The 25,974-nt window shown below is 68.4% G+C and carries 27 protein-coding genes; 12 read left to right on the forward strand and 15 right to left on the reverse strand.

Annotation, left to right across the window (positions count from 1 at the left end; genetic code table 11):
• Entirely contained in the window at nt 1–1,245 is a 1,245-nt protein-coding gene (locus ACFO5K_RS14330; protein ID WP_378561697.1) for a fatty acid desaturase family protein, read from the forward strand.
• Nucleotides 1,246–1,417: 172 nt separating this feature from the next.
• Complete coding sequence (bluB, locus tag ACFO5K_RS14335) at nt 1,418–2,080, forward strand: 5,6-dimethylbenzimidazole synthase (protein ID WP_378561700.1); 663 nt, start codon at nt 1,418–1,420, stop codon at nt 2,078–2,080.
• A gap of 51 nt (nt 2,081–2,131) precedes the next feature.
• Here the strand turns inward: bluB and hpf are convergent, their stop codons facing one another.
• The 6 genes from hpf to ACFO5K_RS14365 form a co-directional block, all read right to left on the reverse strand.
• The gene (hpf, locus tag ACFO5K_RS14340; protein ID WP_378561703.1) at nt 2,132–2,833 is read right to left on the reverse strand and encodes a ribosome hibernation-promoting factor, HPF/YfiA family; all 702 of its coding nucleotides are present in this window, start codon (nt 2,831–2,833) and stop codon (nt 2,132–2,134) included.
• A 184-nt stretch (nt 2,834–3,017) separates the two neighbouring features.
• Nucleotides 3,018–3,665 (reverse strand): ComF family protein, encoded by a 648-nt coding sequence (locus ACFO5K_RS14345; protein ID WP_378561706.1) that lies wholly within the window; start codon nt 3,663–3,665, stop codon nt 3,018–3,020.
• A 33-nt stretch (nt 3,666–3,698) separates the two neighbouring features.
• Nucleotides 3,699–5,513 (reverse strand): MtrAB system accessory lipoprotein LpqB, encoded by a 1,815-nt coding sequence (lpqB, locus tag ACFO5K_RS14350; RefSeq protein WP_378561709.1) that lies wholly within the window; start codon nt 5,511–5,513, stop codon nt 3,699–3,701.
• Nucleotides 5,510–7,234, reverse strand: a complete 1,725-nt coding sequence (gene mtrB, locus ACFO5K_RS14355; RefSeq protein WP_378563843.1) for an MtrAB system histidine kinase MtrB — start codon at nt 7,232–7,234, stop codon at nt 5,510–5,512. The genes lpqB and mtrB overlap by 4 nt, the downstream gene beginning before the upstream one ends.
• A 70-nt stretch (nt 7,235–7,304) precedes the next feature.
• A complete protein-coding gene (gene mtrA / locus ACFO5K_RS14360) occupies nt 7,305–7,982 on the reverse strand; it encodes an MtrAB system response regulator MtrA (protein WP_378561712.1) in 678 nt (225 codons plus the stop codon).
• Between the two features lie 78 nt (nt 7,983–8,060).
• The gene (locus ACFO5K_RS14365) at nt 8,061–8,708 is read right to left on the reverse strand and encodes a dTMP kinase (protein ID WP_378561715.1); all 648 of its coding nucleotides are present in this window, start codon (nt 8,706–8,708) and stop codon (nt 8,061–8,063) included.
• Between the two features lie 116 nt (nt 8,709–8,824).
• Between ACFO5K_RS14365 and ACFO5K_RS14370 the strand changes: the two genes are divergently transcribed.
• Together ACFO5K_RS14370 and ACFO5K_RS14375 are read left to right on the forward strand one after the other, a co-directional pair.
• Nucleotides 8,825–9,115, forward strand: coding sequence for a hypothetical protein (locus ACFO5K_RS14370; RefSeq protein ID WP_378561718.1), 291 nt, complete (start codon nt 8,825–8,827; stop codon nt 9,113–9,115).
• Nucleotides 9,116–9,342: 227 nt separating this feature from the next.
• The gene (locus tag ACFO5K_RS14375; protein ID WP_378561721.1) at nt 9,343–9,588 is read left to right on the forward strand and encodes a hypothetical protein; all 246 of its coding nucleotides are present in this window, start codon (nt 9,343–9,345) and stop codon (nt 9,586–9,588) included.
• A 92-nt stretch (nt 9,589–9,680) separates the two neighbouring features.
• On the opposite strand, the gene ahcY is transcribed toward ACFO5K_RS14375, so the two are convergent.
• The 9 genes from ahcY to cofD form a co-directional block, all read right to left on the reverse strand.
• Complete coding sequence (gene ahcY, locus ACFO5K_RS14380; RefSeq protein WP_378561724.1) at nt 9,681–11,165, reverse strand: adenosylhomocysteinase; 1,485 nt, start codon at nt 11,163–11,165, stop codon at nt 9,681–9,683.
• A 56-nt stretch (nt 11,166–11,221) separates the two neighbouring features.
• A complete protein-coding gene (locus ACFO5K_RS14385; RefSeq protein ID WP_378561727.1) occupies nt 11,222–12,358 on the reverse strand; it encodes an alkane 1-monooxygenase in 1,137 nt (378 codons plus the stop codon).
• Nucleotides 12,359–12,510: 152 nt separating this feature from the next.
• The gene (locus ACFO5K_RS14390) at nt 12,511–13,170 is read right to left on the reverse strand and encodes a TetR family transcriptional regulator (protein WP_378561730.1); all 660 of its coding nucleotides are present in this window, start codon (nt 13,168–13,170) and stop codon (nt 12,511–12,513) included.
• Nucleotides 13,167–13,349: a rubredoxin gene (locus ACFO5K_RS14395; RefSeq protein ID WP_378561733.1), complete on the reverse strand. Its 183-nt coding sequence runs from the start codon at nt 13,347–13,349 to the stop codon at nt 13,167–13,169. Before ACFO5K_RS14395 ends, ACFO5K_RS14390 begins: the two co-directional genes overlap by 4 nt.
• Nucleotides 13,346–13,519: a rubredoxin gene (locus ACFO5K_RS14400; RefSeq protein WP_378561736.1), complete on the reverse strand. Its 174-nt coding sequence runs from the start codon at nt 13,517–13,519 to the stop codon at nt 13,346–13,348. The genes ACFO5K_RS14395 and ACFO5K_RS14400 overlap by 4 nt, the downstream gene beginning before the upstream one ends.
• Nucleotides 13,516–14,751 (reverse strand): alkane 1-monooxygenase, encoded by a 1,236-nt coding sequence (locus ACFO5K_RS14405; RefSeq protein ID WP_378561739.1) that lies wholly within the window; start codon nt 14,749–14,751, stop codon nt 13,516–13,518. Before ACFO5K_RS14405 ends, ACFO5K_RS14400 begins: the two co-directional genes overlap by 4 nt.
• Nucleotides 14,752–14,949: 198 nt before the next feature.
• Nucleotides 14,950–15,471: an NUDIX hydrolase gene (locus ACFO5K_RS14410; RefSeq protein WP_378561742.1), complete on the reverse strand. Its 522-nt coding sequence runs from the start codon at nt 15,469–15,471 to the stop codon at nt 14,950–14,952.
• Nucleotides 15,468–16,814 carry a coenzyme F420-0:L-glutamate ligase gene (locus tag ACFO5K_RS14415; RefSeq protein ID WP_378561745.1) on the reverse strand — a complete coding sequence of 449 codons (1,347 nt, stop codon included), beginning with the start codon at nt 16,812–16,814 and terminating at the stop codon, nt 15,468–15,470. The genes ACFO5K_RS14410 and ACFO5K_RS14415 overlap by 4 nt, the downstream gene beginning before the upstream one ends.
• Complete coding sequence (gene cofD, locus ACFO5K_RS14420; RefSeq protein ID WP_378563846.1) at nt 16,811–17,779, reverse strand: 2-phospho-L-lactate transferase; 969 nt, start codon at nt 17,777–17,779, stop codon at nt 16,811–16,813. Before cofD ends, ACFO5K_RS14415 begins: the two co-directional genes overlap by 4 nt.
• Nucleotides 17,780–18,297: 518 nt before the next feature.
• On the opposite strand from cofD, the gene ACFO5K_RS14425 reads away from it, so the two are divergent.
• The 8 genes from ACFO5K_RS14425 to ACFO5K_RS14460 all read left to right on the forward strand — a co-directional run bounded on the left by ACFO5K_RS14425 (nt 18,298) and on the right by ACFO5K_RS14460 (nt 25,956).
• Complete coding sequence (locus ACFO5K_RS14425; protein WP_133733920.1) at nt 18,298–18,531, forward strand: WhiB family transcriptional regulator; 234 nt, start codon at nt 18,298–18,300, stop codon at nt 18,529–18,531.
• A gap of 115 nt (nt 18,532–18,646) precedes the next feature.
• Complete coding sequence (locus ACFO5K_RS14430; RefSeq protein WP_378561748.1) at nt 18,647–19,129, forward strand: metallopeptidase family protein; 483 nt, start codon at nt 18,647–18,649, stop codon at nt 19,127–19,129.
• Nucleotides 19,130–19,214: 85 nt separating this feature from the next.
• Nucleotides 19,215–19,589 (forward strand): DUF3499 domain-containing protein, encoded by a 375-nt coding sequence (locus tag ACFO5K_RS14435; RefSeq protein WP_378563850.1) that lies wholly within the window; start codon nt 19,215–19,217, stop codon nt 19,587–19,589.
• A 50-nt stretch (nt 19,590–19,639) separates the two neighbouring features.
• Nucleotides 19,640–21,019, forward strand: a complete 1,380-nt coding sequence (locus ACFO5K_RS14440; RefSeq protein ID WP_378561751.1) for a phosphomannomutase/phosphoglucomutase — start codon at nt 19,640–19,642, stop codon at nt 21,017–21,019.
• A 241-nt stretch (nt 21,020–21,260) separates the two neighbouring features.
• Nucleotides 21,261–22,484 (forward strand): tobH protein, encoded by a 1,224-nt coding sequence (locus ACFO5K_RS14445; protein ID WP_378561753.1) that lies wholly within the window; start codon nt 21,261–21,263, stop codon nt 22,482–22,484.
• Nucleotides 22,484–23,710, forward strand: coding sequence for a mannose-6-phosphate isomerase, class I (gene manA / locus ACFO5K_RS14450; protein ID WP_378561756.1), 1,227 nt, complete (start codon nt 22,484–22,486; stop codon nt 23,708–23,710). Before ACFO5K_RS14445 ends, manA begins: the two co-directional genes overlap by 1 nt.
• A gap of 73 nt (nt 23,711–23,783) precedes the next feature.
• A complete protein-coding gene (locus ACFO5K_RS14455) occupies nt 23,784–24,701 on the forward strand; it encodes a cation diffusion facilitator family transporter (protein WP_378561759.1) in 918 nt (305 codons plus the stop codon).
• 316 nt (nt 24,702–25,017) lie between these two features.
• Nucleotides 25,018–25,956 (forward strand): cation diffusion facilitator family transporter, encoded by a 939-nt coding sequence (locus ACFO5K_RS14460; RefSeq protein ID WP_378561762.1) that lies wholly within the window; start codon nt 25,018–25,020, stop codon nt 25,954–25,956.
• Nucleotides 25,957–25,974: the final 18 nt, after the last annotated feature.

Raw genomic sequence — 25,974 nt, forward strand, 5'->3', positions numbered from 1 at the left:
ATGGCGATCTCGGATGTCAAGGAATACGCGCACCTCACTGCCGCGGATGTCGAAGCTCTCGGTGCTGAGTTCGACGCGATCCGCCGCGAAATCGAATCCTCGCGAGGTGCGGCCGACGCCCGCTATATCCGCAACGTCATCCGCCTACAACGGGCGCTGGAGATCAGCGGCCGCACCGTGTTGTTCGCGAGCTTCCTGCCCCCGGCCTGGTTGGCCGGCGTGGCTCTGCTCGGCTCCGCCAAGATCATCGAGAACATGGAGATCGGGCACAACGTCATGCACGGCCAGTGGGACTGGATGAACGATCCGGAAATCCACTCCACCTCGTGGGAATGGGACAACGCGGGCCCGTCGGCGCACTGGAAGATCACCCACAACTTCCTGCACCACAAGTACACCAACGTGCTCGGCATGGACGACGACATCGGCTACGGCCTGCTGCGCGTGACCCGCGACCAGCGCTGGATGCCGTTCTACCTCGGCAACCCGGTGTACAACTTCGTGCTCCAGGCGCTGTTCGAGTACGGCGTGGCGATCCAGCATCTCGAGCTGGGCAAGGTGGCGAAGAAGAAGTGGGACAAGGACTCGGCCGAGTGGCGGCAGTTCGACGCCGACCGCAAGCTGGTGCTGAAGAAGATCGGTAAGCAGGCCGCCAAGGACTACGTGATCTTCCCGCTGCTCACCGGACCGTCGTTCTTCACCACGCTCACCGCCAACTTCGCCGCCAATGTGGTGCGCAATGTGTGGACCAACGCGGTGATCTTCTGCGGGCACTTCCCCGACGGCGCCGAGAAGTTCACCAAGGCCGACATCGAGGACGAGACCCAGGGCGAGTGGTATCTGCGGCAGATGCTGGGCAGCGCCAACATCAGCGGCGGGCCGATGATGCACTTCATGTCGGGCAACCTGAGCCACCAGATCGAGCACCACCTGTTCCCCGACCTGCCGAGCAACCGCTACGCCACGATCGCGGTCCGGGTGCGCGAGCTGGCCGAGAAGTACGACCTGCCCTACACCACCGGCTCACTGCCGGTGCAGTACTTCAAGTCGTGGCGCACGATCCTCAAGCTCTCGTTGCCCAACAAGTACCTGCGCCACACCACCGACGACGCTCCCGAAACCAAGTCCGAGCGCCTGTTCGCCGGCAACACCTCCCCCAGCATCGACCCGGTGACCGGGCGCAGGCGCGGCCTGCGGACCGCCCTGGCCGCCGGACGCCGCATCGCCCGCCGTTCAGCCGCCTGACCGTTCAGCGGCCCGCCAGTTCAGCGGGCCTCCCGTCCAGCGGGCCGCCGCCCGGTTCTCGGCCCGTCCTCGGCCCGCCCGGCTCTGGACTGAGCGGAGGGTGCGACGAAGGAGTACCCGGAGGGAGGGAAGAGCCGGGGAACAGGGCCGAGAACACGCGGCGCCAGCCGCCATGTCACAGCCGAATAGAGTGAGCGGCGTGAGTGCTGAGCGACTGGGTGTCTACGACGCGATCCGTCTGCGCCGTGATGTGCGCGCCGAGTACACCGGCGAGCCGATCGACGACGACACCCTGTGGCGGATCCTGGATGCGGCTCACCGTGCGCCCAGCGTGGGGAACTCGCAACCGTGGGATTTCGTCGTGGTGCGCGAGGCCGCCACCTTGCGCCGTTTCGCCGACCATGTGGCGGGCAAGCGGACCGAGTTCGCCGCCGCGCTGCCTGCCGAGCGGGCCGCGACCTTCGCCCCGATCAAGATCGAGGGAATCGTCGAGAGCGGCACCGGCGTCGTGGTCACCCATGACGACCGGCGCGGTGGGCCCCAGGTGCTCGGCCGCGCGAGCGTGCCCGAGACCGGGGTGTATTCGACGGTGCTGGCGATCCAGAATCTGTGGCTGGCCGCGACCGCCGAGCGGATCGGCGTGGGCTGGGTGTCGTTCTACGACCCGGAATTCCTCAGTGAGCTGGTCGGGTTGCCCGCCGGGATCAGACCGGTGGCCTGGCTGTGTGTGGGACCGGTGCGCGAGTTCCAGCAGGTGCCGGACCTGGAACGGTTCGGCTGGCGCGCGCGCCGGTCACTCGACGAGGCCGTGCACCGCGAAACCTTCGGCGGCTGAACGCGGTCCGGGCATCCGCTGCGGCGGATGCCCGGGTCGGTCACGGTGTGGTCAGGCCAGCCGGATCAAGCCGTAGTCGAAGGCGTGCCTGCGGTAGACCACCGACGGGCTGTCGGTCTCCTTGTCGTGGAACAGGAAGAAGTCGTGGCCGACCAATTCCATCTGGTACAGGGCGTCGTCCACCGACATCGGGGTGGCGGTGTGCACCTTGGTGCGCACGATGTGGCCCGGACCCAGATCCTGCTGGTCTTCGTCGTGATCGTGGGGCCGCGACCCGTCGGGCGGGGTGAACAGCGATTCGTCCACCAGGGTGGCGGTGGCCTCGGCGACCGAGACGGGCGTCTTGTCGCCGTAGTGCACGACGCGCCGCTTGTCCTTGGTCCGGCGCAGCCTGCTCTCGATCTTCTGGACGGCCGATTCGAGCGCGGCGTAGAAGCTGTCGGCACACGCCTCGGCGCGCACGATCGGACCACGCCCGCGAGCGGTGATCTCCACACGCTGGCAGGCCTTGCGTTGACGACGATTCCGTTCGTGGAACAGTTCCACGTCGAAGAGGAAGATCGACGGGTCGAAGCGCTCTAGTCGAGACAGCTTCTCCGCGACATGGATTCGGTAGTGGTCGGGGATTTCGACGTTGCGACCGGAGACCACCACTTCAGCGTTCGGGGTCTCGAATTCGATCGTCTCGGTGGCACCGTTTTTCTGTGCCATGGGTTCAGCATCGTGCACTGATGCCCGTGAAGAAGTCGTCACGCGTACCTCCCGGATATGGCCGCACACAAAGCGCGCGTGCGGCGGGATTGAGCTGTGCCGATCGGGATTCGCTCGACACCAATGTCCGCGGCGCCACCTCCCCAAACTTCTCGTTCGGTGTGTGTGATCGCGACGCTAGTCCGCCACGGGCAAGCGCGCCACTGTTCACGCAAATTTCGCCCAGTCAAGCCGCACAGGTCACCAAAACGGCACACGGAACTATGCCGATTCGGCCAAGAACCCGTATCGATTCCGCTGCGGTGGCCCCGGTGGTGAGCACATCGTCGACCAGGACGACCTCGGCTTTTCCGCCTTCGACGGCCGGATCGCGTGCCCGGTCGCTGAGTACGATCTTGTCGCGCAGGTTCTCGGCGCGCTCGGCGGTGCGCAGGCCCACCGAGTCCTTGACGCCGGGCCCCATCCGCAGCAGCGGCACCATCCGGCAATCGATCAGCCACCCGGCCGCCGCGACCGACGCGCGCGCCACCGGATCACCACCACGACCGCGGGCGGCCCGGCGCCTGGTCGGGGCGGGCACGAGCAGCAGCGGCCGATCGGGGGCGCGCAGCCGGGCCAGCGCGTGCGCGAGCGCGAGACCGAGGGGCGCGGCGAGGTCACGCCTACCGTGTTCCTTGGCCGCCAGCACCGCGCGTTTTGCGGGGCCGGCGTAGGCGCCCAGCGCCCAGCACGGAACGCCGGGATCGGCGCGTGGGCGCACCCGGACCGGGGCCCGGCTCAGCTCGGCGGCGCACGCGGCGCACCACGGGGTACCAGCCGATCCGCATCCGCCGCAGCGGGCGGGCAGGACGAGGTCGAGCAGTGCCGTCGCCATGGCTGACGAGCATGGCAGCAGGTACCGACAGGCTCAGCTCGGAAGTACCGGGACCACCATCTCCCCGGTCAGCCCGGGTACCTCGCGCCAGAAGCGGTCACTGCGGGTGGGGTCGGCGGTCTGTAGTTGCAGCACCGCGCGGGAATCGGCGACGTACTGGGTCGAGGGCGACGACGTCACCACCCGCACCGGCGGGGTCAGGTTCTGCGAGGTCACCGGGATGAACTGGGAGCCGTCGATGGACACGGTGAACACCGGGTCGACGTTGCCCTCGCGCGCGACCATCAACGTGTCACCGGTGATCCAGCTCACCGAGACCGCGGGGGTACTCAGTCCCAGTGCCACCGGCAGCGGGGAGGTGAGGGCGTATTTGCCGTCGGCGCGGCGTTCGATCACCGCCACGTACACCTCACCGTCGGCGATCAGCGCCGCCCGCACCCCGGTGCGCGACACCGCCACCTCGCTGATCGGTGCGCGCAACTCGTCGGTGCTGTCGAAGAGCGCGCTGGTGTCCACATCCTGTAACGACACGTTGCCGGTGGCGCGATCGGTGACCGCCCGGATCACCCGCTCACCGTCGAGCACCGTCCAGGCGGCGCCGCCGTCGGCCGTCCACGACGGGCGGGCGATACTCGTCGCCTCGACGACCCCGAAGGCTTTGGCGCCGTAGTTGCCGATCAGCAGGGTGCGGCCGGGTTCGGGGGCGGGGCGACCGGTGTCGGCGACCGCGGCCACGAACTGCCCGTCGGCGGAGATACCGACCGACTCCAGGTTGGTGGCCTCACCGAAGGATCCGCTCGGGGTGACGATGCCGTCCGGGGTCACCTGCACCAGGCTGCCCCCGCGCAGGGCGTGCAATCCCACCCGGTTCTGGCCGGGCGCCGAGGCACTGTACTGATCGAGGTCGGTGACCGACCAGCCCCGTTCGGCGAACCGTTCGTCGAGGGGTTTGCCGTCGGCCAGCAGGACGTACGGGCCCAAGATGTCGGCGCCGGAGAGTGTCATCACCACCTGCGCCGCGAACAGCTCGCGTTCGCGCGGTCCGAGCCCGCCCAGCCCGGTGAAGTCGATGCGGACCCCGCCGATGCCGACGCCGACTTCGCCGGGCTCGTTGTTGGCCTTGGTGATCGGACCGCGCAACGCCACCGGGTCGGCCAGTTGGTTGCGCACAACCGGTGCGATGGTCGGCTGCGGTCCCGCCGCGAGCAGCCCGATGAGCCGCTCGGTGAGCTGGTCGCGCGGCGCCGAGATCCAGCGGGGGTCGGGCACGAGCATCGAACTGCCCGGATCGACGTAGTACAGCACGTAGCGGCGGTAGGTCTTGTCGAAGGCGATCGATTCCATCACCACGCCGTCGGGCAGCGCGGTGATGCGCCACTCGCCGTCGACCTTCGTCATCTCGATCTTGTTCTCGAGCATGCCCTCGGTGGCCCGGTAGGCGCCGTCACGCGACAGCTCGCCGACCTTGCGGGCACGGATGACATAGCTGGCCTTGTTCTCGGAACGGGACTCGCGCAGGGTGTCGGCGCGGTCGACGATGACGGTGCTCGCCTCGTCGTTCCAGTCCGCGGAAGCCTCGGGCCGCAGATACTGACGGGCCGCGGCGTGCCGGTTGTTCGGGTCGGCGCTGGCGGCGAGGAAATCGCTGATCAGCAGGTCGGCATCGCGGCCGGGTAATGGTGGCGGCGGGCCCTGCGAGGTCGGGGCGCGGTTGATCGTGCCCAGCGCCTGGGGTGCCGAGGACTCCGGCAGGCTGGCGCAGCCGGCGAGGGCCAGCAACCCGGCCAGGACAGGCGCGAGCAGCGCGGCGCTCCGCCGCTGCCAGCGCACACCACCCGCATTCGTCATGGCAGTCGTTCTCCGGTCTCGGTCGACGTCGGTCGGTCGTGGTCGGCGGCATCGTCGGCGGCGCCGGGTGGGTCGGTCGCGGGCGCGGTGTCGTCGGCACCGGGTTCGGCACCGGCGGGTTCGACCACCTCGGGCTCGGGATCGGCCTCGGGCAGCGCGGGGACCTTGCGCAGCATCGGCTCCAGGGCCAGTGGGCTCGGTCCGAGTTTACGGCCGCGCACCATCGGCAGCAGCAGCCGGAAACTGGCGCCCACCCCGGGATCGCCCCAGGCCTCGAGTCTGCCCTCGTGCAGGTTGGCGTCCTCGACACTGATCGACAGGCCGAGCCCGGTGCCGCCGGAACGACGCACCCGGGACGGGTCCGAGCGCCAGAACCGGTTGAACACCAGCTTCTCCTCGCCCGGCCGCAAGCCGACACCCTGATCGCGCACGACGGTAGCCACCGCGTTGGCCTCGGCGTCGCCACGCATCCGGATCAGCACCGGCTTGCCCTCGGAATGGTCGATCGCGTTGGCCAGCAGGTTGCGCAGCACCCGTTCGACGCGGCGCGGGTCGACCTCGGCCACCACCGGGTCCTCCGGCAGGTCGATCACGACCTCGACGCCGGCCTCCTTGGCCAGGTGCCGCACCGTGGAGATGGCGGCCCGCGCGCACATGCGCACGTCCAGCGACTCCACTTGCAACTCGGCCACACCGGCGTCGTGGCGCGAGATCTCGAGCAGGTCGTTGAGCAGACCTTCGAACCGGTCCAGCTCGTTGACCAGCAGTTCGGAGCTGCGGGCCAGCGCGGGGTCGAGATCGTCGCTGGAGCCGTGGATGAGATCGGCGGCCATGCGCACCGTGGTCAGCGGGGTGCGCAGCTCGTGGCTCACATCGGAGGTGAAGCGGCGCTGCAGGTTGCCGAATTCCTCGAGCTGGGTGATCTGATTCGACAGGCTTTCGGCCATCTCGTTGAACGCCTGCGCCAGCCGGGCCATGTCGTCCTCGCCGCGCACGAGCATGCGTTCCTTGAGCCTGCCGTCGGCGAATCGGCCCGCGATCCGCGCCGCCGACCGGATCGGCAGCACCACCTGCCTGGTGACCAGTGCGGTGATCGCGGCCAGCAACACCAGCAGCACCATGCCGCCGATGAGCATCGTGCCGCGCATCAGCGACAGGCTCGACTCCTCGCTGGCCAGCGGGAAGATCAGGTAGATCTCGAGGGTGGTCACCTCGGCGCTCGGGCTGCCGATGATCAGCGCGCGCCCACGGTAACCGTCCGGGTCGGCGACGGTGGTGAACTGGTAGGACACCTGGTTGCGCTGGACGAAGCGGCGCAGCTCCAGCGGCACCTCCCGCATCGGGCCCGCGGTGATCTCCTGGGTCGGCATGCCGCCGACCATCGCCAGCGCGGAGTCGAAACTGCCCGCCGCCCCGGTGCCCTGCCCGGTCCCGCCGCGGCTGGACAGCGCACTACGCGCCTCGGCGAGCTGCTGCTGGCTGCCCGCGTCGTGCACGCCCGACAGCTTGCTCTCGATCGTGGCACGGGCCCGATCCATCTCCTCGACCGCCGCGTTGATCTTGGCTTCGAGGAGGCGGTCGGTGATCTGACCGGTCAGCACGACCCCGAGGATCGTGATCACGATGAGCGACAGTGTCAGTGTCGAAACGATGACCCGCAACTGCAACGACCGGCGCCACAGGTGACCCAGCGCGGTCCCGATGCTCTGGAACCAGGTCAGTACCGGCGTCGCCCACCGTCGCAACTGCGCGATGAACCTGTCGGTCACCGCGGCGCCCCGCAGGGACCGATCACGGCGGTCCGGCCTTGTACCCGACTCCGCGCACGGTGAGCACGATCTCCGGGTTCTCCGGGTCCTTCTCGACCTTGGCGCGCAACCGCTGCACGTGCACGTTCACCAAGCGGGTGTCGGCCGCGTGCCGGTAACCCCACACCTGTTCGAGCAGCACCTCACGGGTGAACACCTGACGCGGCTTGCGCGCGAGCGCGACCAGCAGGTCGAACTCCAACGGGGTCAGCGAGATCTGCGTACCCTCGCGGGTCACCTTGTGCGCGGGCACGTCGATGACGATGTCGGCGATGGAGAGCAGTTCGGCGGGCTCGTCCTCGGTGCGGCGCAGCCGCGCGCGCACCCGGGCCACGAGTTCCTTGGGCTTGAACGGTTTGACGATGTAATCGTCGGCGCCGGACTCGAGACCGAGCACCACGTCGACCGTGTCGGTCTTGGCGGTGAGCATCACGATCGGCACGCCGGAATCGGCCCGCAGGACGCGGCATACATCGATGCCGTTCATGCCGGGCAGCATCAGGTCCAGCAACACCAGGTCGGGGCGGATCTCCCGCACCGCCGACAGGGCCTGTGTGCCGTCGCCGACCACGTGCGGGTCGAACCCTTCCCCGCGCAAGACGATGGTCAGCATCTCAGCGAGCGCCATATCGTCGTCGACGACCAGAATCTTGGGCTTCATAGTCCTATGTTGTCATCTCCCAGGCCAGGATCGGGCCGCCACGCCATTAAATGGTGTGAACCCGTCGCACAGCCAACCTTATCCGGCAATAATTTCCGTGCAGAAGGTGAGTAGCGTCGGCCTGTCGTCATCGGATCGGTATGTCTGCCACCGGCCGAACCAATCGCGGTCGGCAAGCTCACGATAGACCTCGCCGGTGCGCTGCTGCAGACCGCCGTCCCGCTCGTAGGCGTCCAGGGCGCGGGACCGGTCGAGTTCGCCACGGCGGCGGGCGCGTTCGGCGGCCACCTCGGTGGGCACGTCGAGCAGCACGGTGAGGTCGGGGGGACGCAGGCCGAGCCGGGCGTACTCCAGATCGCCCACCCACGAGACGATTTCGCCGTCGGCTCCCTGCCGGGCGCGAGCGGCCGAATAGGCGGCGTTGGAGGCCACCCAGCGGTCCAGGATCACGATGTCGTTGGCATCCAACAGGTTCGACAGCTCCGCGCTCGCCTCGGCCCGGTCCAGGGCGAACATGACCGCCATCGCGTTGATGGAGGCGGCCAGGTCGCCGTGGGCGCCGCGCAGGGCCTCGGCGGCCAGGTCGGCGTGCACCGAGCGGCCGTAGCGCGGAAACGCCAGCGCACCCGCGCGCAAACCCCGTGCCGACAATTCGGCGGTCAGACCTTCGATCAATGTCCGTTTACCGGCGCCGTCGAGGCCCTCCACCGCAATCAGTACGCCCATGACCGCAGAGATTACCCGTCGCCCCCATAACTTCGGTCTGGCCATCGGGCCGACCAGCAGACAGGGTGGTCTGCACCGCTCCGGCACATGACCGGGCGCCCAGAATCGGAGCCATCTTGCGCACACGCACCCTGACCACCGCTGTCTTCACCCTCGCCACCGCGGGCCTGCTGCTCGGCGCGACCGCACCGACCGCCGCCGCCGACGACCCGGCCGGTTCCGCCTCGCTGAGCAAGCTGGTCACCGAGCTGGTCACCACCGGCTCCGGGCCCGGCCTGCTGACCGGTAGCAACGACGCGGCCGTCGGCACGGGCTCGAGCGACCTCGCCGGCGCGCTGCTGTGCGGACTGATCTCGATCAGTGACGCCGACGGCATCACCATCTGCACCACCGGCCCGGTCCCGTAAACAGCACGGCAACGGCCCGCCGATCACTGCGATCGGCGGGCCGTTGCCGTGACCAGGGCCTCCACGTCCTCACCGCCGGATTTCGCGGGCCGGACCAGCCTTGGGCCCCCAAGGTTCGTGGCTACCGGGTTCTGGAGACAACTGACATGGTCATTGGCGAGCCAACGCGATCACCGCACATTCCGAGGGCATCGGCCCCGGCGGACCGCGTCGAACAAGGAGTCACCATGCATCGCAAATCACTGCGCACCGCCGTTGCCGCCCTCGCCGTCGGCTTCGCCCTCGCGGGTGGCGCGGCCACGGCGGGCGCCGAGCCGCTGCCGCTGCAGCCCTACTCGCCCGCCCCGGTGGCCGACTCCGGGAGCGGCGGCACAGTCTTGTCGCTCGCCGGCCTGCTTCGTCAGCTCGGCGTCGCGACCGGAAGCATCGAACCCTGCGACTACACCAAGTTCCCGTCCAACTGCGCCTACTGATTCCCGGCTGCCCGCAGCGGCAGCCGAACACTCGCGCGACTGACGAACAGTGGCCCGTCGACCGATGTCGACGGGCCACTGTCGTTCAAGGATCAGTAGCGGTAGTGGTCCGGCTTGTACGGGCCTTCCACGTCCACGCCGATGTACTCGGCCTGGTCCTTGCTGAGCTTGGTCAGGGTGCCACCGAGGGCCTCGACGTGGATCTTGGCGACCTTCTCGTCGAGGTGCTTGGGCAGGCGGTAGACCTCGTTGTCGTACTCCGCCGGCTTGGTCCACAGCTCGATCTGGGCGATGACCTGGTTGGAGAAGCTGTTGGACATGACGAACGAGGGGTGGCCGGTGGCGTTGCCCAGGTTCAGCAGACGACCCTCCGACAGCACGATGATCGCCTTACCGGAGTCGGTGAACGTCCACTCGTCGACCTGCGGCTTGATGTTGATCCGGGTCGCACCGCAACGCTCCAGGGCGGCCATGTCGATCTCGTTGTCGAAGTGGCCGATGTTGCCCAGGATCGCGTGGTCCTTCATCGCCTTCATGTGGTCGAGGGTGATGATGTCCTTGTTACCGGTGGAGGTGATGACGATGTCGGCGTCGCCGATCGCGTCCTCGACGGTGACCACGTCGTAGCCGTCCATCAGCGCCTGCAGTGCGTTGATCGGGTCGATCTCGGTGACCTGCACGCGCGCGCCCTGACCGGCGAGCGACTCCGCACAGCCCTTGCCCACGTCGCCGTAACCGCAGATCAGCACCTTCTTGCCGCCGATGAGCACATCGGTGCCACGGTTGATGCCGTCGATGAGCGAGTGGCGGGTGCCGTACTTGTTGTCGAACTTGGACTTGGTGACCGAGTCGTTGACGTTGATCGCCGGGAACACCAGCTCACCCGCGGCGGCGAACTGGTACAGCCGCAGCACCCCGGTGGTGGTCTCCTCGGTGACGCCCTGGACCGACTCGGCGATGGTGGACCACTTGGCCTTGTCGGCCTCGAGGCTCGCGCGCAGCAGGTCAAGGAACACCGTGTACTCGGCGGAGTGGTCGTCCTCGGCGGGCGGAACCACCCCGGCCTTCTCGAACTGCGCGCCGCGCAGCACCAGCATGGTGGCGTCACCACCGTCGTCGAGGATCATGTTGGCCGGTTCGTTCGGCCAGGTGAGCATCTGCTCCGCGGCCCACCAGTACTCCTCGAGAGTCTCGCCCTTCCACGCGAACACCGGCACACCCTTGGGCTCGTCGACGGTGCCGTGCGGGCCGACCACGATCGCGGCGGCGGCGTGGTCCTGGGTGGAGAAGATGTTGCAGGAGGCCCAGCGCACCTGCGCGCCGAGCGCGGTCAGCGTTTCGATCAGCACGGCGGTCTGCACCGTCATGTGCAGCGAGCCGGACACGCGCGCGCCGGCCAGCGGCTGTACATCGTGGTATTCGCGGCGCAGGGCCATCAGGCCCGGCATCTCGTGCTCGGCGAGGCGGATCTCCTTGCGGCCGAATTCGGCCAGCGAGAGGTCTGCCACCTTGTAATCGATGCCGTTGCGGACGTCGGCGGTGAGCTCGGTGCGCGGGGAGAGTTCTGAGGTCGTCACGGTGGCAAGGCTACCGTCTGCGGGCGCTCACGTTCCCCGGTCGCCGAAGGCCGGGCTCAGGCCGTGGCACGGTTGCGGGCCAGCAAACGCCGCGGCTTGACCGGCGCCACATTCGCCAGACTCAGGTCACCGCCGTAGTGGGCGACCACCCGTGGGTCCATCACCGCCCGCCACAGTGGCGGGACGGCGGCGAGCACGATCATGGTGGCGTAGCCGGCGGGCAGCTGCGGTGACTCACTGGTGCTGCGCAGGGTCTGGTAGCGGCGCCCCGGGTTGGCGTGGTGGTCACTGTGGCGCTGCAGGTGGAACAGGAAGATGTTGGTGACCAGGCGGTCGGAGTTCCAGCTGTCGCGCGGTGAGCAGCGTTCCCAGCGCCCGTTGGGCTTGCGGGCCCGCAGCAGGCCGTAGTGCTCGACGTAGTTCACCGCCTCGAGCAGTGCGAATCCGATCACGGCCTGCAACAGCAGCCAAGGCACGATATGCACGCCGAAGACCGCCACCAGCGAACCGAACAGCACCGCGGTCATCGCCCACGCCTGCAGGATGTTGTTGCTCGGGCTCCACCACCCGCGGCCCTGCCTGACCAGGCGCGCGTGCTCGAGTTGCAGCGCCGACCGGAACCCGCCGATCACGCTGCGCGGCAAGAACTCCCACAGCGACTCACCCATCCGGGCACTGGCCGGATCCGCCGGGGTGGCGACCCGCGCGTGATGGCCGCGATTGTGCTCGACGAAGAAGTGCCCGTACCCCGACTGGGCCAGCGCCAGCTTCGACAGCAATCTTTCAGCACGCTCCACCCGGTGGCCCAGTTCGTGGGCGGCGTTGATGCCGATGCCACTCACGAAGCCCACCGTGGCCGCGAGACCGAGCTTGTCGGCGAAGGCGAGTTCGTCGCCGGCCCACATGTGCGCGGCCAATACCAGACCGATCAGCTGGACCGGAAGGAACAGATAGGTGCACCAGCGGTAGTAGCGATCCGAGGACAACGCCTCGTAATCCTCGTCGCGAGGATTGTTGCCGTCCTCGCCGACGATCCAGTCCAGCACGGGAATGGCGATCAGCACGATCACCGGTCCGATCCACCAGAAAACTTCGGCACCGGTGCGGTACACGAGTTGGGAGGGCAGCAGCGCGCACGCCGGAGCGATCAACCCCAAAGCCCAGAGATACCGTTTGGGATCACGAAAACCCACCGGTTTGCCAACCGTTTGCACACCCGCTCCGCTGTAAAAAGACCAATCGCCGACTGATGTGAATACTGACAGACCGTCGGCACGTTACACAGCGACAGCGAGATAAACGTGGTGACGGTTACACCATGGCGAATCAGAGTCCATCGGGCGATTCAGTGATCCGGCTCACCGTAGGGCAGCCGCAGGCCACGCGACTCGACGATTGCCTCGACGTACGGGCTCAGCAGCGCACTCATCTCCGCCGGGGCGTCCCGCTCGGGCACGGGCGGATTCGGGATGTAACTCAGCGCGATCCGCACCAGCGCGTGCGCGAGCACATCGGCTTGTTCATCGGTGGCGTCGACCCAGCTGCGCTGGAACACCCCGGCCAGCCGCTCGGTGGCATGGACCAGCAGCGGGCCCGCGTCCAGGGTGATCAGGCGCAGCAGGTCCGGCTTCATCTCCCCCGCCAGCAGCGAACGGACCAGCGGATCGGCCGCCGCGGCGAGGAAGAACCCGCCCATGCCGACCCGGATCGCGGCCCGGGCGTCCCCGACATGGGCGTCGAGCGCCTCGCGCACATGGTCGACGAGTTCGTCGGCCAGGCGCAGGGCGTAGGACTGGGACAGACCGGCGCGGGAACCGAACTCGTTGTAGAGCGTCTGCCTGCTCACCCCGGCCCGAGCCGCGACGTCACCGAGGGTGATCTTGGACCAATCCCGCTCGGTGAGCAGCTCGCGCATCCCGTCCAGGACCGAGTTGCGCAGCAGTTCCCGCGCGGCCTCCTGGTACGGGATGCGCGCACCCGTGCGCGGCGTGCCCGCCACACTCACGAACGTTCGATCTCGACCATGAAGAAGTCGGACTTGGCGGCACCACAATCGGGACAGGTCCAGTCGTCGGGGATGTCCTCCCAGCGGGTGCCCGGCGCCAGACCGTCGTCGGGCCAGCCCTGCGCTTCGTCGTACTCGAAACCGCACTGCGCACACTGGTAGAGCTTGTATTCGGTCACTGCGACACTCCTACCGCTTCGAAATCGATCTTGTCCCGGACGCCGCAATCCGGACAGCACCAGTCGTCGGGGACCGCGGCCCACCGAGTGCCCGCCGGAAACCCTTCGCGCGGAGCGCCCTTGGCTTCGTCATAGACATAGTCGCAGACCGGACATTTGTACGCGCTCATGAGTCCGCCTCCGTTCCGTACTGTGCCAGCACCTTGTCCCGGCGCCGGGGTTCGATGTTGGCGCGCGTGACGTCGCCGTCGTAGTGCGCGAGCACCCGCTTGTCCATCACCCGGCGCCACAGCGGCGGGAAATAGCCGAGCAGGATCATGCTCGCGTAGCCGCTGGGCAGGTTCGGTGCGCCGTCCCAGCTGCGCAGCGTCTGATAGCGCCGGGTCGGGTACGCGTGATGGTCGCTGTGCCGCTGCAGGTGGTAGAGGAAGATATTGGTGACGATGTGGTCGCTGTTCCAGCTGTGGGCGGGGGCGGGACGCTCGTAGCGTCCACTCGGGGTCTTCTGCCGGACCAGGCCGTAGTGCTCGAGATAGTTCACCGACTCGAGCAGGCTGAACCCGACCACCGCCTGCAGGATCAGATACGGCAGCACCTCGATCCCGAAGACCGCGATCAGACCCAGCCACAGCACCACCGACATCGCCCAGGCGTTGAGCACGTCGTTGCGCAGCGTCCACGGCCCCTTGTCCAGCCGGCCAAGACGTTGCTTCTCCAGGTGCCAGGCCGAGCGCAGGCTGCCCACGACGGTGCGCGGCAGGAACGCCCAGAACGACTCGCCGATGCGCGAGCTGGCCGGGTCCTCCGGGGTGGCGACGCGGACGTGGTGGCCACGGTTGTGCTCGATGTAGAAGTGCCCGTAGAACGACTGTGCCAGGGCGATGCGCGCGAGCCAGCGCTCGAGCTCCACCTTCTTGTGACCGAGTTCGTGGGCGGTGTTGATGCCGATGCCGCCGATCATGCCGACACTGATCGCGATGCCGATCTTGTCCACCAGGTTCGCCCCGCCGGGGAAGCCGAGCCAGTGCAGGTTCGGCGCGGTGATGATGTAGCAGGCGAAGATCAGCGACGCGTACTGGAACGGCAGGTACAGGTAGGTCAGGTACCGGTAGTACTTGTCGTTCTCCAGGTACTCCATCACCTCGTCGGGCGGATTGTCGCCGTCGGGGCCGAAGAAGAGATCGGCCAGGGGAATCACGAGGTAGACCAGCACCGGCCCGAGCCAGAAGGGGATCTCGGCGAGGCGATGCCAGCCGAGCTGGTTGAGGCCCCAGATCAACGGGATCGCGATCGTGAACAGCCCGGTGGGGGCGAACAGGCCCCACAGCCACAGATAGCGCTTGGAATCGCGCCACTGCGGCGGCGCCACCCGCTGCTCGGACGCGTTGGCATCGGTCGACATCGTCGTCTCCATCCTGAGGTACATCTCACACATGTGATGTGCGTAACTCTGTGTCACAGACGATAAGCCGGGAACTGTCCGCCGTCTAGACAAATTTGGAAATTTGTAAAGCTGCAACAGTCGGATAACGGAACGGCGGCCACGTCCCATCAGGGACGCGGCCGCCGTTCCACCGGTCAGCGCGATGTATACGGGGCCTTACGGCACCAGCAACACGTCGGCGCCAGGCGGTAACTCCGACACCGGCCACCAGCGCAGATCCGCCGATTCGGCGCTGCGTACCGGCACCGCGCCGGGCGGGGCGACAACTTCGAAGAGCAGGTCGAGATGTCGCGTCGGCACACCCAGCGAGCAGGTGATCGGATGAGCCTGGGCGCCGTAGAGACCGGGCGCCAAACGCAGGTCCGGGATGCCGGATTCCTCCACCGCCTCGCGCAGCGCCGCGTCGGGCACGGTCTCGTCCTCGGGTTCGCAGTGCCCGCCCAACTGGATCCAGCGACCCACACGCGGGTGCAGGGTCAGCAGGATCTCACGCCGGTCATGGGACAACACGATGGCCGAGGCGGTGATGTGGCCGGGGGCGTGCGCGCGCAGACAGCCCTGTGGGGCCGAGCCCAGAAATGCCAGCATCGCTTCGCGCAGTGAGCGATCCGGTCCCGCCGCGGGCTGCCAGTCGGTGAGCAGCTCGGTCGCCGAGGCGTGCAAGGACTCCGCGCTCACAGCTCCACCAGCCCGGCGCCCGGCGAGCCGACCGTGCGCGGGGCAGGCTCGGCGAGCGGATGACCGATCGCGATGGCGCCCAACGGCATCCAGTCGTCGTCGAGATCGAGGACTTCGCGCACCACCTCGGGGGCGAAGATGGTCGACCCGATCCAGCAGCTACCCAGCCCGTCAGCGGCCAGCGCCACCAGCAGGCCCTGCACCGCGGCGCCGACGGCCACGGTGAACATCGTCTGTTCGGCGCCCTGGCGGCGGGCGTCGGGGTAGTCGTGCGCACCGTCGGGAACACAGAACGGGATGACGACTTCGGGGGCGTCGAACAGGATGCGCCCGCGCGCGATCCGCCGTTCCACCCGCTCGGGGTCGAGCCCGTCGGCGGTGAGATCGGCGCGCCACTTCTGCGTCATCGCCGCGAGCAGCCGGGCACGCCGGCGCGGGTCGCGCAGCCACACGAACCGCACCGGACGGGTGTGGTGCGGCGCGGGCGCGGTGAGCCCGACCGCCACGGCCGCGCGGATCCGGTCGGGGTCCACCGGTTCAGCGGCGAACGCGCGCACCGAACGACGCAGCGGCACAGCCTCTTTGCGGCCGCGCTCGATGGCCTCGGCGGTACCGAGCCAGAACAGGTCGTCGACCCCGCCGCGCAGCAGGGCCGCCGCGCCGGAACCGTCGTCTTCGGTCACCAGCCCGCGCACCACCGCGACGGGCACACCACCGAGCTTGCCCTTCACCAGGTCGGCGGCGGCGGCGAGTTCGTCGGCGACGGCCACCTGGGTGACGTGGAGCTCGTTGCCCTGCCCGTCGACCGCGCCCGCGTAGTCGTGCAGCACGCGCAGCCCGGCCGCGCCGATGGCCGCATCGATCTGCCCGTTGCGCCAGGCCCGGCCCATGGTGTCGGTGATCACCACCGCCACGTCCACCCCGAGCCGCTCGGCCAGCGCGGTGCGCAAGGACTTCGCGCTGGCATCGGGATCAGCGGGCAGCAGCACCAATTCGCCTTCGGCCACATTGGAGCCGTCCACACCGGAGGCGGCCTGCACGATGCCGAGCCGGTTCTCGGTGATCAGGGTGCGGCCCTTGCGGGCGAGGACCCGCACCGCCTCGTCGTCGACCAGTTTGCGCCGTACGGTGTCGCGTTCCTCGGGATCGATCGGTGCCGTGACGATGCGCCCCTCGACCTTGGACACGATCTTGCTGGTGACCACCACGATGTCACCGTCGGCGAGCCAGGGCGCGCGCGCGGCGAGCTGTTCGGCGATGTCGTCGCCGGGGCGGAACTCCGGCAGCCCGGTCACCGGCCGGATCCGCAGTTCTTCCGCGGCGTGGTCAGCGGGCGTGCTCATACCGGCACACCAGCCAATTCCAGGGCGGCGCGCGCCATTTCGGCTGTCGCGTCCGGGTCGGTCATCAACAGCGGCACGCTGCGCACCTCGACACCGGGCACCTCGGCGGTGTCGGTGGAGTGCACCAGCCAGCCGTCGAGGATGCCGGTGGCCGAACGAGCGCCGTAATGGCGCCCCACCGCTTCGGCCGTGGTCGCCACACCGATCGCCGACAGGCATTCATCGGCCATGCCGCGCAACGGTTTTCCGTCGATCATCGGTGAGAGCCCGATGACCTGCGCCGATGTAGTGCGCAGCGCGCCCCGGATACCGGGTACCGACAGGATCGAACCGATGCTCACGACCGGGTTCGATGGGGCGAGCAACACCGCATCAGCGGCGGCTATGATATCGGTCACATTTGGTGCGGGAGAGGCTTGTTCGGCGCCGATCGAGGCAAATCCGTGTGTCGGGAGCGCCGCACGGTACCGCACCCACCATTCCTGGAAGTGGATCGCGCGGCGTTCGCCGGCATTGTCGGGATCGCTGATCACCACGTGGGTTTCACAGCGGTCGTCGGTAGCCGGGATCAGTTTCACGCCCGGTTGCCACCGCTTGCACAGCGCTTCGGTCACCGCCGACAGCGGATATCCGGCGCGCAGCATCTCGGTGCGAATGAGGTGGGTGGCGATATCGCGGTCGCCCAGACCGAACCAATCGGGCTGAGCGTTGTATTTCGCCAGTTCCTCTTTCGCGTGCCAGGTTTCATCGGCGTGACCCCAGCCACGCTCGGGATCGATGCCACCGCCGAGGGTGTACATGCAGGTGTCGAGGTCGGGACAGATGCGCAGACCGTGCATCCAGACGTCGTCGCCGACATTGACGATGGCCGAGATATCGGCCTCGGGCAGCAGCTGCCGGAGGCCCTGGAGGAACCGTGCACCGCCGACGCCGCCGACGAGAACGGCGATCTTGGGCGCGCGCAACGCGTGTTGTGCAGTCACAGGGTCACAGCCTAAGCGGTCGGTGTTGCCGACTTGTTCCGCGGCGAATTCCAGCAAAGTTGCTGGTCATTTGCCACAGCAGATAACAAGATCAACACGAAAGGCGGGTGCGGAGTGTAACGGAAGGGTGACGGCGGGTTGACCACCGGCAAGTGCGGCGTGTCTAATCACAGACATGTCATTCCGGTCACCGCGAGAAGACATAGCGCGGGGGCGTTTGCGAGAGGGTCTTGGCTCGCCGGAAGACAGGCTCGGGGAAGCCCGCGAGACAACATCGCGGTGTTGGGCCGTCGGGGTTCGTGTTGTTCCGACGGAAAGAATCATTCTGCGCTAACACATAGCGAGGAGGCGGAACGATGACCGAAAACCTGGTCTCGCCGACCGATTCCACAGCAGGCGCAGCTCACGCTGTCTGCGCTGAAACGAGCTGGCCGGAACCGGACGTGGCAAATGAAGTCGCGGCCCCCCGGCTGAGTCTGGTCGTCACGGGCTTCGACGAGATGTTCGAGTCGATCGAAGAGCAGTGGCAGGAACGTGCACTGTGCGCACAGACCGACCCCGAGGCGTTCTTCCCCGAGAAGGGCGGCTCGACCCGTGAGGCCAAGCGAATCTGCTTGGGCTGTGAAGTACGTGACCAGTGCCTGGAGTACGCACTGGCCCACGACGAACGTTTCGGCATCTGGGGTGGACTCTCGGAACGAGAGCGCCGCAGGCTGAAGCGCGGAATCGGATAAGTGACTGTTCGAAAGTAGACTCTCCAGGCCTGGCCCGGAGCCACGCAGGCGCAGTACGTCGGTGTCTCCGGGCGAACGCCCGTCAATCGGTCCAGGCGAGAGAGGCGAAGTACCCATGGCACGTTCCCGGCGTCATTTCCCGGCCCCCACCGCACGTTCGGTGACCCGCCGCGGCCGTGGAGTCCGTGGCCCCATGCTCCCGCCCACCGTGCCCGCTTGGCGCACGCGAGGGCAGAAATTCGACCGGCTGGTGCTCGAGGCCTTCGCACCGCTGGACACCCGCTGGCACGACCGGCTCACCAAACTCGACATCGCCGTCGACGATGTGCCGAAGATTCGTCCGCTGCACCCCGATTCGGTCACCTGGCCGGACGAAGTGGTCGCCGACGGACCGGTGCCGCTGTCGCGGCTCATTCCCGCCGGTGTCGACCGCCACGGTGGCGCCACCCGCGCCCGGGTGGTGCTGTTCCGCAAACCGCTCGAGCTGCGTGCGGCCGACCCCGACGACCTCGTCGAGCTGCTGCGCGAAGTACTCGTCGCCCAGATCGCGACCTATCTCGGAGTCGATCCCGACCTGATCGATCCCGAGCCCGAGTAGTCACACCCCGATTACGGGGGTGTATCACCGCGTGTCCGTATCCACTTTTGTGGGCCGGAGGGTTAATCTCGACGTCGTGATCCCCATGCGTCGTTGCTGCCGACCCGGCTGCAAGAACCCGGCCGTAGCGACGCTGACGTATGTGTACTCCGACTCGACCGCCGTCGTCGGCCCGTTGGCCACCGTGGCCGAACCACATTCCTGGGATCTGTGCGAAACCCACGCCTGCCGCATCACCGCCCCCAAGGGCTGGGAACTGGTGCGCCACGAAGGCGGCTTCTCGTCGAGCACCCCCGACGACGACGATCTCACCGCGCTGGCCGAAGCGGTCCGCGAAGCCGGCCTGCGCCGCCGCCCCGCCGAACCCGACCAGCCGGGCTACCGCGACACCCCCGCCGCACCCGCGCGCACCACCCGCACCGGCCGCCGCGGCCACCTGCGCGTGCTCCCCGACCCGTAACCGCGCCGCCGGACACCTGGGTGACCCGCGGGCCAGCTAGGCTACTCCGCATGACGACTGTCGCGCGCTCTGGCGAACTCGTGAACGCCGTGATCAAGGCTTATGACGTCCGTGGGGTGGTGGGCGAACAGATCGACGCGGAGTTCGTCCGGGACGTCGGCGCCTCGTTCGCCCGGTTGATGCGTTCCGAAGGCGCCGAGCGCGTGGTCATCGGCTACGACATGCGCGAATCCTCCCCCGGCCTGGCCGAGGCGTTCGCCGAGGGCGTGCGGGCCCAGGGCCTGGATGTGGTGCACATCGGTCTGGCCTCCACCGACCAGCTGTACTTCGCCTCCGGGAAGCTCGGCTGCCCGGGCGCGATGTTCACCGCCAGTCACAACCCGGCCCGCTACAACGGCATCAAGCTGTGCCGCGCCAACGCGCTGCCGGTCGGCCAGGACAGCGGTCTGGCCACCATCGCGGCCGAGATCGTCGAGGGCGTGCCCACCCACGACGGTGCGCCCGGCACCGCCACCCACACCGACCTGCTCACCGACTACGCGAGCTTCCTACGCGAACTGGTGGATCTGGACCGGACCCGCCCGCTCACCATCGCGGTCGACGCGGGCAACGGCATGGGCGGTCACACCGTGCCCGCCGTGCTCGGCGCCCTCGGCCCGATCACGATCGTGCCGCTGTACTTCGAACTCGACGGTTCGTTCCCCAACCACGAAGCCAACCCGCTGGACCCGAAGAACCTGGTGGACCTGCAGGCACTGGTGCGTTCCAGCGGCGCCGACATCGGCCTGGCCTTCGACGGCGACGCCGACCGGTGCTTCGTCGTAGACGAACGCGGCGAGCCGGTCTCACCGTCGGCGATCACGGCGCTGGTGGCCCAGCGTGCGCTGATCAAGGAGCCGGGCGCCACCGTCATCCACAACCTGATCACCTCCCGCGCGGTACCCGAACTGGTCGAGGAACTGGGCGGCAAGCCGGTACGCACCCGGGTGGGGCACTCGTTCATCAAGCAGGAGATGGCCGCCACCGGCGCGGTCTTCGGCGGCGAGCACTCCGCGCACTACTACTTCCGCGACTTCTGGGGCGCCGACTCGGGCATGCTGGCCGCGCTGCACGTGCTGGCCGCGCTCGGCGAAGAACAGCGACCGGTCTCGGAACTGATGGCGGCCTACGACGTGTACGCGGCCTCGGGCGAGATCAACTCGACCGTCGCCGACGCCACCGAGCGCACCGCCGCGGTCCTGGCCGCTTTCGCCGACCGCACCACCGAGGTGGACCGCCTCGACGGCGTCACCGTCGACCTGGGCGAGCACGCCTGGTTCAACCTGCGCGCCTCCAACACCGAACCGCTGCTGCGACTCAACGTCGAAGCCGGATCGCAGGCCGAAGTAAACGCACTCGTGACCGAGATCCTGAGCATCGTCCGCGCCTGACTGGGACCATGGACATGGAACCAGTAACCGTGCAACCACACGCAGGAGCCACCGAAGCAAACGGCTCTGTTCGATACCGAGATCCTGAGCATCGTCCGCGCCTGACTGGGACCATGGACATGGAGTCGGCATATTCCGAGCATCGGCGGCGTCGGACTGGGATAGTGGAATCACGGACCTTGTATTCGCCGACGGCTCCACGGCAGACGACACAGCGCGATGAGGGGAGGTGGACTCGGCGATGATCGCTGGAACACCGACATTCGACCTCGACGATGCCGCGTCGCTGGAGGCGGCCGACACCGCAGGCGCCTTACGTTCGGCGGCCTCGGGTGGTGCCCAGGTGCGTGCGACGGCGGCCGCGGTCGTCGAAAGCTCGCTCACCGAACGGCTCTCGCCCCTGCGTCCGCGCAGCCTCGTCCTCGTCGCCGGCTCGGGTCGCGCCGCGCGCGCGGCCGGCCTGCTGGTCGCCACCCTCGGCGACCGGGCCGGGCTGCCGATCGTGACCGTCACCGCGCTGCCGCCGTGGGTCGGGCCGCTGGACGTGGTGCTGGTCGCCGGGGACGACGCGGGCGACCCCCGCCTCATCGACGCCGTCGACCGCGCGCTGCGCCGCAGTGCCGAAGTGGTGATCGCCGCGCCGAACGAGGGGCCGCTGCGTGCGGTCGCCGCGGGTCGCGCGATCGTGCTGGAACCACGGGTCCCCGTGCTCGACCACAACCGGCTGCTGCGCTTCCTCGCCGCGGGCATCGCGGTGGTGCGCGGCGTCGACGCCCAGCGCAGCGGCGCGATCACCCCCGACCTGACCGCCCTGGCAGACGTGCTCGACGCCGAAGCCCTGCGCGGCGGACCACACAACGAGGTCTTCCACAATCCGGCCAAGACGCTCGCCGCGCGCATGCAGGGTGTCGGCGTGGTGCTGGCCGGTGACTCCCCCGCGGCCGTCGAATTGGCCGGACACGGCGCCGAAGTGCTGCTGCAGTCCGCGGGCAAACTCGTCTCGGCCGCCGATCTGGCCGACACCGTCGCTTCGGTGGGCCGGCTGGCCGCATCGGCGGGCAGCGCGGCCCCCGGCTTCGACCCGCTGTTCCACGACGAGGAACTCGACGGCCCCGCCCCGGTCGACCGCGTACGCGTCCTGGCGCTCAGCGTGCACCCCGATCGGGCCACCGCCCGCCGCAAACTCGCCGTCTTCGAAGGCGCGGGCGCCGGACTGGTCGACGCCGACCTCGTGCACGCCGACGTCGACTTGCTGCAAACCCAGCTCGCCGAACCCGGCACGGCCCCGGCCGCGGAAAGTGCCGCAGCCGACTCCGCCGCGGGGGGCGGACACGGCAGTGAGCTCGTGCAGTTGGCCGTGCTGGCTCTGCGCCTGGATATGGCCGCGGCCTATCTCCGATTGACGGGTGCTCGCGGCGCCGCCGCGAGTCACCCGGCTCCATATGACGACGGGGGACGCTACTAGTGCAGGAACTCGTTGGTGCGCTGCGTTCTTACGCTTGGGGATCGCGCACCGCGCTCGCTCGGCTGTGCGGCAGACCGGTGCCCTCGGCGCACCCCGAGGCCGAACTCTGGTTCGGTGCGCACCCCGCCGACCCGGCCCATGTCAAGGCCGCAGAGGGCCCCCGCTCCCTGCTCGAGGTGCTCTCCGCCGACCCGGCGCGCGAATTGGGCACCGTGGCAGATGCTTTCGATTCGCGACTGCCGTTCCTGCTGAAGATCCTGGCCGCCGAGGAACCGCTGTCGCTGCAGGCCCATCCCAGTTCCGCACAGGCCCGAGTGGGTTTCGAACGCGAGAACCGCACCGGAGTGCCACTCGACTCGCCGCTGCGCAACTACCGCGACGACAGCCACAAACCCGAACTCGTCGTGGCGCTGGACCGTTTCGAGGCGCTGGCCGGATTCCGCAACCCGCACCGCACTGTCGAACTGCTGCGCGCCCTCGATGTGCCCGGCCTCAACATCTACGCGGAACTACTGGCCGCCCAACCTGATTCGGCCGGCCTGCGCACCCTGTTCACCACCTGGATCACGTTGCCGCCCGCCGCGCTGGCCACCCTGCTGCCCGCGGTGCTGGAAGGGTGCGTGCGCTACCTGTCCGACAACGGTGGGCGCGAATTCACCGCCGAGGTGCGCACCGCGCTGGAACTGGCCGAGGTCTATCCCGGTGACGCGGGCGTGCTCGCCGCGCTGCTGCTCAACCGGCTCACCCTCGAACCGGGCCAGGGGCTGTTCCTCGCCGCCGGCAACCTGCACGCCTACCTGCGCGGGGTCGGTGTGGAGATCATGGCCAACTCCGACAACGTCTTACGCGGCGGGCTCACCCCCAAACACGTCGACGTGCCCGAACTGCTGCGGGTCCTCGACTTCGAACCGATCGACCTGCCGGTGATCGAACCCGAACCCGGCGCCGACGGTGGCGTGCGATACAGCACGCCCGCACCGGAATTCGCCCTGTGCCGCTTCGATCTGGCCGCCGGCGCCGAACCGGTCGACCTCGCCGACGCCGGACCCGGCATCGTGCTGTGCACCCACGGCACGGTCGAGTTGTTCCACAACGGGCGCACCCTCATCGTCGAATGCGGCAACGCGGCCTGGATCTCGGCGGCCGACACCGACATCCGGGCCCGCGCGCTCGACGGGCAGGCACAGTTGTTCAGCGCCTGCGTCGGCAGCCAATCGCGGGCGTAGCGCACAATTCCCGTCGGGCCGCCTAGGCTGTTGCGGGCACGAACGTGTCCAGCGAACCGAAGGGCGGGCCGAGATGTCGGCTGGTGGTGGCAAGAAGGCGATCCTCGCCGCGTTGACAGCCAACGCGGGAATCGCGGTGGCGAAGTTCATCGGTGCGGCGATCACCGGATCGGCGTCGATGCTGGCCGAGGCGGTGCACTCGGTGGCCGACACCTCCAACCAGGGCCTGCTGCTGTTCGGGCAACGCGCCGCCGCGAAAGACGCCGACGAACTGCACCAGTTCGGCTACGGGCGCAACCGCTACTTCTACTCCTTCGTCGTGGCCCTGGTGCTGTTCACCCTCGGCTCGGTGTACGCCATCTACGAGGGCATCCACAAAATCCAGCACCCCGAGGAACTGAGCCGGCCGATCGTCGCGATCATCATCCTCGGCATCGCGATCGGCCTGGAAACCTTCAGCTTCATCACCGCGGTGCGCGAATCCCGCCCGCTCAAAGGCGATGGGAGCTGGTGGCGGTTCATCCGCACCTCCCGCAGCCCCGAACTGCCCGTGGTACTGCTCGAGGACGCGGGCGCCCTCATCGGTCTGGTGATCGCCTTCGGCGCGGTGAGTCTCACGATGATCACCGGTGAACCGGTCTTCGACGGCATCGGCACCCTGGCCATCGGCGCCCTGCTCGGTGTGATCGCGATCGTGCTGATCGTGGAGATGAAGAGCCTGCTCATCGGCGAGAGCGCCACCCCCGAACAGGACCGCACCATCCGCGACAACCTCGTCGACGGTGCGCATATCAACTCGGTCATCCACCTGAAGTCCCAGTACATCGGCCCCGAGGAAATGCTGATCGCGGCGAAGGTGGCCATCGCACCGGACCTGGACATCGCCCAGATCGCGGCGGCGATCGACGCCGCCGAAACCCGGGTACGCGCCGCGGTACCGACCGCCCACCTGATCTACCTCGAACCAGACCTGTACCGAGCGGTGACATAGCGGCCGGCGCTGTGTCATGGCGGCTGGTGCCGCGTGTTCTCGGCCCTGTTCCCCGGCTCTTCCCTCCCTCCGGGTACTCCTTCGTCGCACCCTCCGCTCAGTCCAGAGCCGGGCGGGCCGAGAACAAGGGACATAGCGGCTGGCGCCGCGGTTCTCGGCCCTGTTCCCCGGCTCTTCCCTCCCTCCGGGTACTCCTTCGTCGCACCCTCCGCTCAGTCCAGAGCCGGGCGGGCCGAGAACAGGGGGCACAGCGCGCTTCGCGACACGGGGCTTGGTCGAGGGGACGGGGTGGGAGCAGCCGGTAGCGTGCGGGAGCATGGCCGACCGAGGTGGAGACAGCAAGCTCGCGATTGTCGCCGCGCTGGCCGCGAACGCGGGCATCATGGTCGCCAAGTTCATCGGCGCGTTCATCACCGGGTCGTCATCGATGCTGGCCGAGGCCGTGCACTCGGTGGCCGACACCGGCAATCAGGCGCTGCTGCTGGTCGGGCGTCATCGGTCCGAGCAGGTGCCCGACGCGCTGCATCCGTTCGGCTACACCCGCAACCGGTACTTCTACTCGTTCGTCGTGGCCCTGGTGCTGTTCACGATGGGGTCGCTGTTCGCGCTGAACGAGGCGGTCCACAAGATCCGGTTCCCGGAGCAGATCGAGACACCGGCGGTGGCGATCGTGATCCTGGCGGTGTCGATGCTGTTCGAAGGCGGCAGTTTCCTCACCGCGCGCAAGCAGTCGGTGCCGCTGAAAGGCAAGCACTCCTGGTGGCACTTCATCCGCAACACCCGCAATCCCGAACTGCCGGTGGTGCTGCTCGAGGACGCGGGCGCGCTGACGGGGCTGGTGTTCGCGCTCGGCGGCGTCACGATGACGATGGTCACCGGCAACGCGGTGTGGGACGGCATCGGCACGCTGCTGATCGGCCTGCTGCTGGGGGTGAACGCCATCGTGCTGATCGTGGAGACCAAGAGCCTGCTCATCGGTGAGGGCGCGACCGCGGTGGAGGACAGCGCGATCCGGGCCGCACTGCTCGACGATCCGCGCATCGCCCGCGTGATCCGGTTGCAGACCCAGTACCTGGGCCCGGAGGACCTGCTGGTGAACGCCAAGATCGCGATGCTGCCAGACCTCGACATCAAGCAGGTGGGTGCGGCGATCGACGCGGCCGACCTGCGCGTCCACGCCGCCGCGCCGAATGTCGGCGCGATCTATCTGGAGCCGGACGCGCTGCGCCCCGACAACGTCATCGTAGAGCGCTGAGTCGAACGTAAGGCGCTG

The organism is Nocardia halotolerans (assembly GCF_042650145.1).
GTDB lineage: Bacteria > Actinomycetota > Actinomycetes > Mycobacteriales > Mycobacteriaceae > Nocardia > Nocardia halotolerans.

Excerpts from the sequence above, each read along its gene's own strand:
- lpqB (WP_378561709.1), bottom strand. The coding sequence starts at position 5,513 with ATGACGAATGCGGGTGGTGTGCGCTGGCAGCGGCGGAGCGCCGCGCTG.
- ACFO5K_RS14455 (WP_378561759.1), top strand. The coding sequence starts at position 23,784 with ATGTCGGCTGGTGGTGGCAAGAAGGCGATCCTCGCCGCGTTGACAGCC.
- ACFO5K_RS14445 (WP_378561753.1), top strand. The coding sequence starts at position 21,261 with ATGATCGCTGGAACACCGACATTCGACCTCGACGATGCCGCGTCGCTG.
- ACFO5K_RS14435 (WP_378563850.1), top strand. The coding sequence starts at position 19,215 with ATGCGTCGTTGCTGCCGACCCGGCTGCAAGAACCCGGCCGTAGCGACG.
- bluB (WP_378561700.1), top strand. The coding sequence starts at position 1,418 with ATGTCACAGCCGAATAGAGTGAGCGGCGTGAGTGCTGAGCGACTGGGT.
- ACFO5K_RS14430 (WP_378561748.1), top strand. The coding sequence starts at position 18,647 with ATGGCACGTTCCCGGCGTCATTTCCCGGCCCCCACCGCACGTTCGGTG.
- ACFO5K_RS14400 (WP_378561736.1), bottom strand. The coding sequence starts at position 13,519 with ATGAGCGCGTACAAATGTCCGGTCTGCGACTATGTCTATGACGAAGCC.
- ACFO5K_RS14330 (WP_378561697.1), top strand. The coding sequence starts at position 1 with ATGGCGATCTCGGATGTCAAGGAATACGCGCACCTCACTGCCGCGGAT.
- ACFO5K_RS14345 (WP_378561706.1), bottom strand. The coding sequence starts at position 3,665 with ATGGCGACGGCACTGCTCGACCTCGTCCTGCCCGCCCGCTGCGGCGGA.
- ACFO5K_RS14375 (WP_378561721.1), top strand. The coding sequence starts at position 9,343 with ATGCATCGCAAATCACTGCGCACCGCCGTTGCCGCCCTCGCCGTCGGC.
- ACFO5K_RS14425 (WP_133733920.1), top strand. The coding sequence starts at position 18,298 with ATGTTCGAGTCGATCGAAGAGCAGTGGCAGGAACGTGCACTGTGCGCA.
- ACFO5K_RS14365 (WP_378561715.1), bottom strand. The coding sequence starts at position 8,708 with ATGGGCGTACTGATTGCGGTGGAGGGCCTCGACGGCGCCGGTAAACGG.
- ACFO5K_RS14440 (WP_378561751.1), top strand. The coding sequence starts at position 19,640 with ATGACGACTGTCGCGCGCTCTGGCGAACTCGTGAACGCCGTGATCAAG.
- mtrA (WP_378561712.1), bottom strand. The coding sequence starts at position 7,982 with ATGAAGCCCAAGATTCTGGTCGTCGACGACGATATGGCGCTCGCTGAG.
- ACFO5K_RS14415 (WP_378561745.1), bottom strand. The coding sequence starts at position 16,814 with ATGAGCACGCCCGCTGACCACGCCGCGGAAGAACTGCGGATCCGGCCG.
- ACFO5K_RS14405 (WP_378561739.1), bottom strand. The coding sequence starts at position 14,751 with ATGTCGACCGATGCCAACGCGTCCGAGCAGCGGGTGGCGCCGCCGCAG.
- ACFO5K_RS14460 (WP_378561762.1), top strand. The coding sequence starts at position 25,018 with ATGGCCGACCGAGGTGGAGACAGCAAGCTCGCGATTGTCGCCGCGCTG.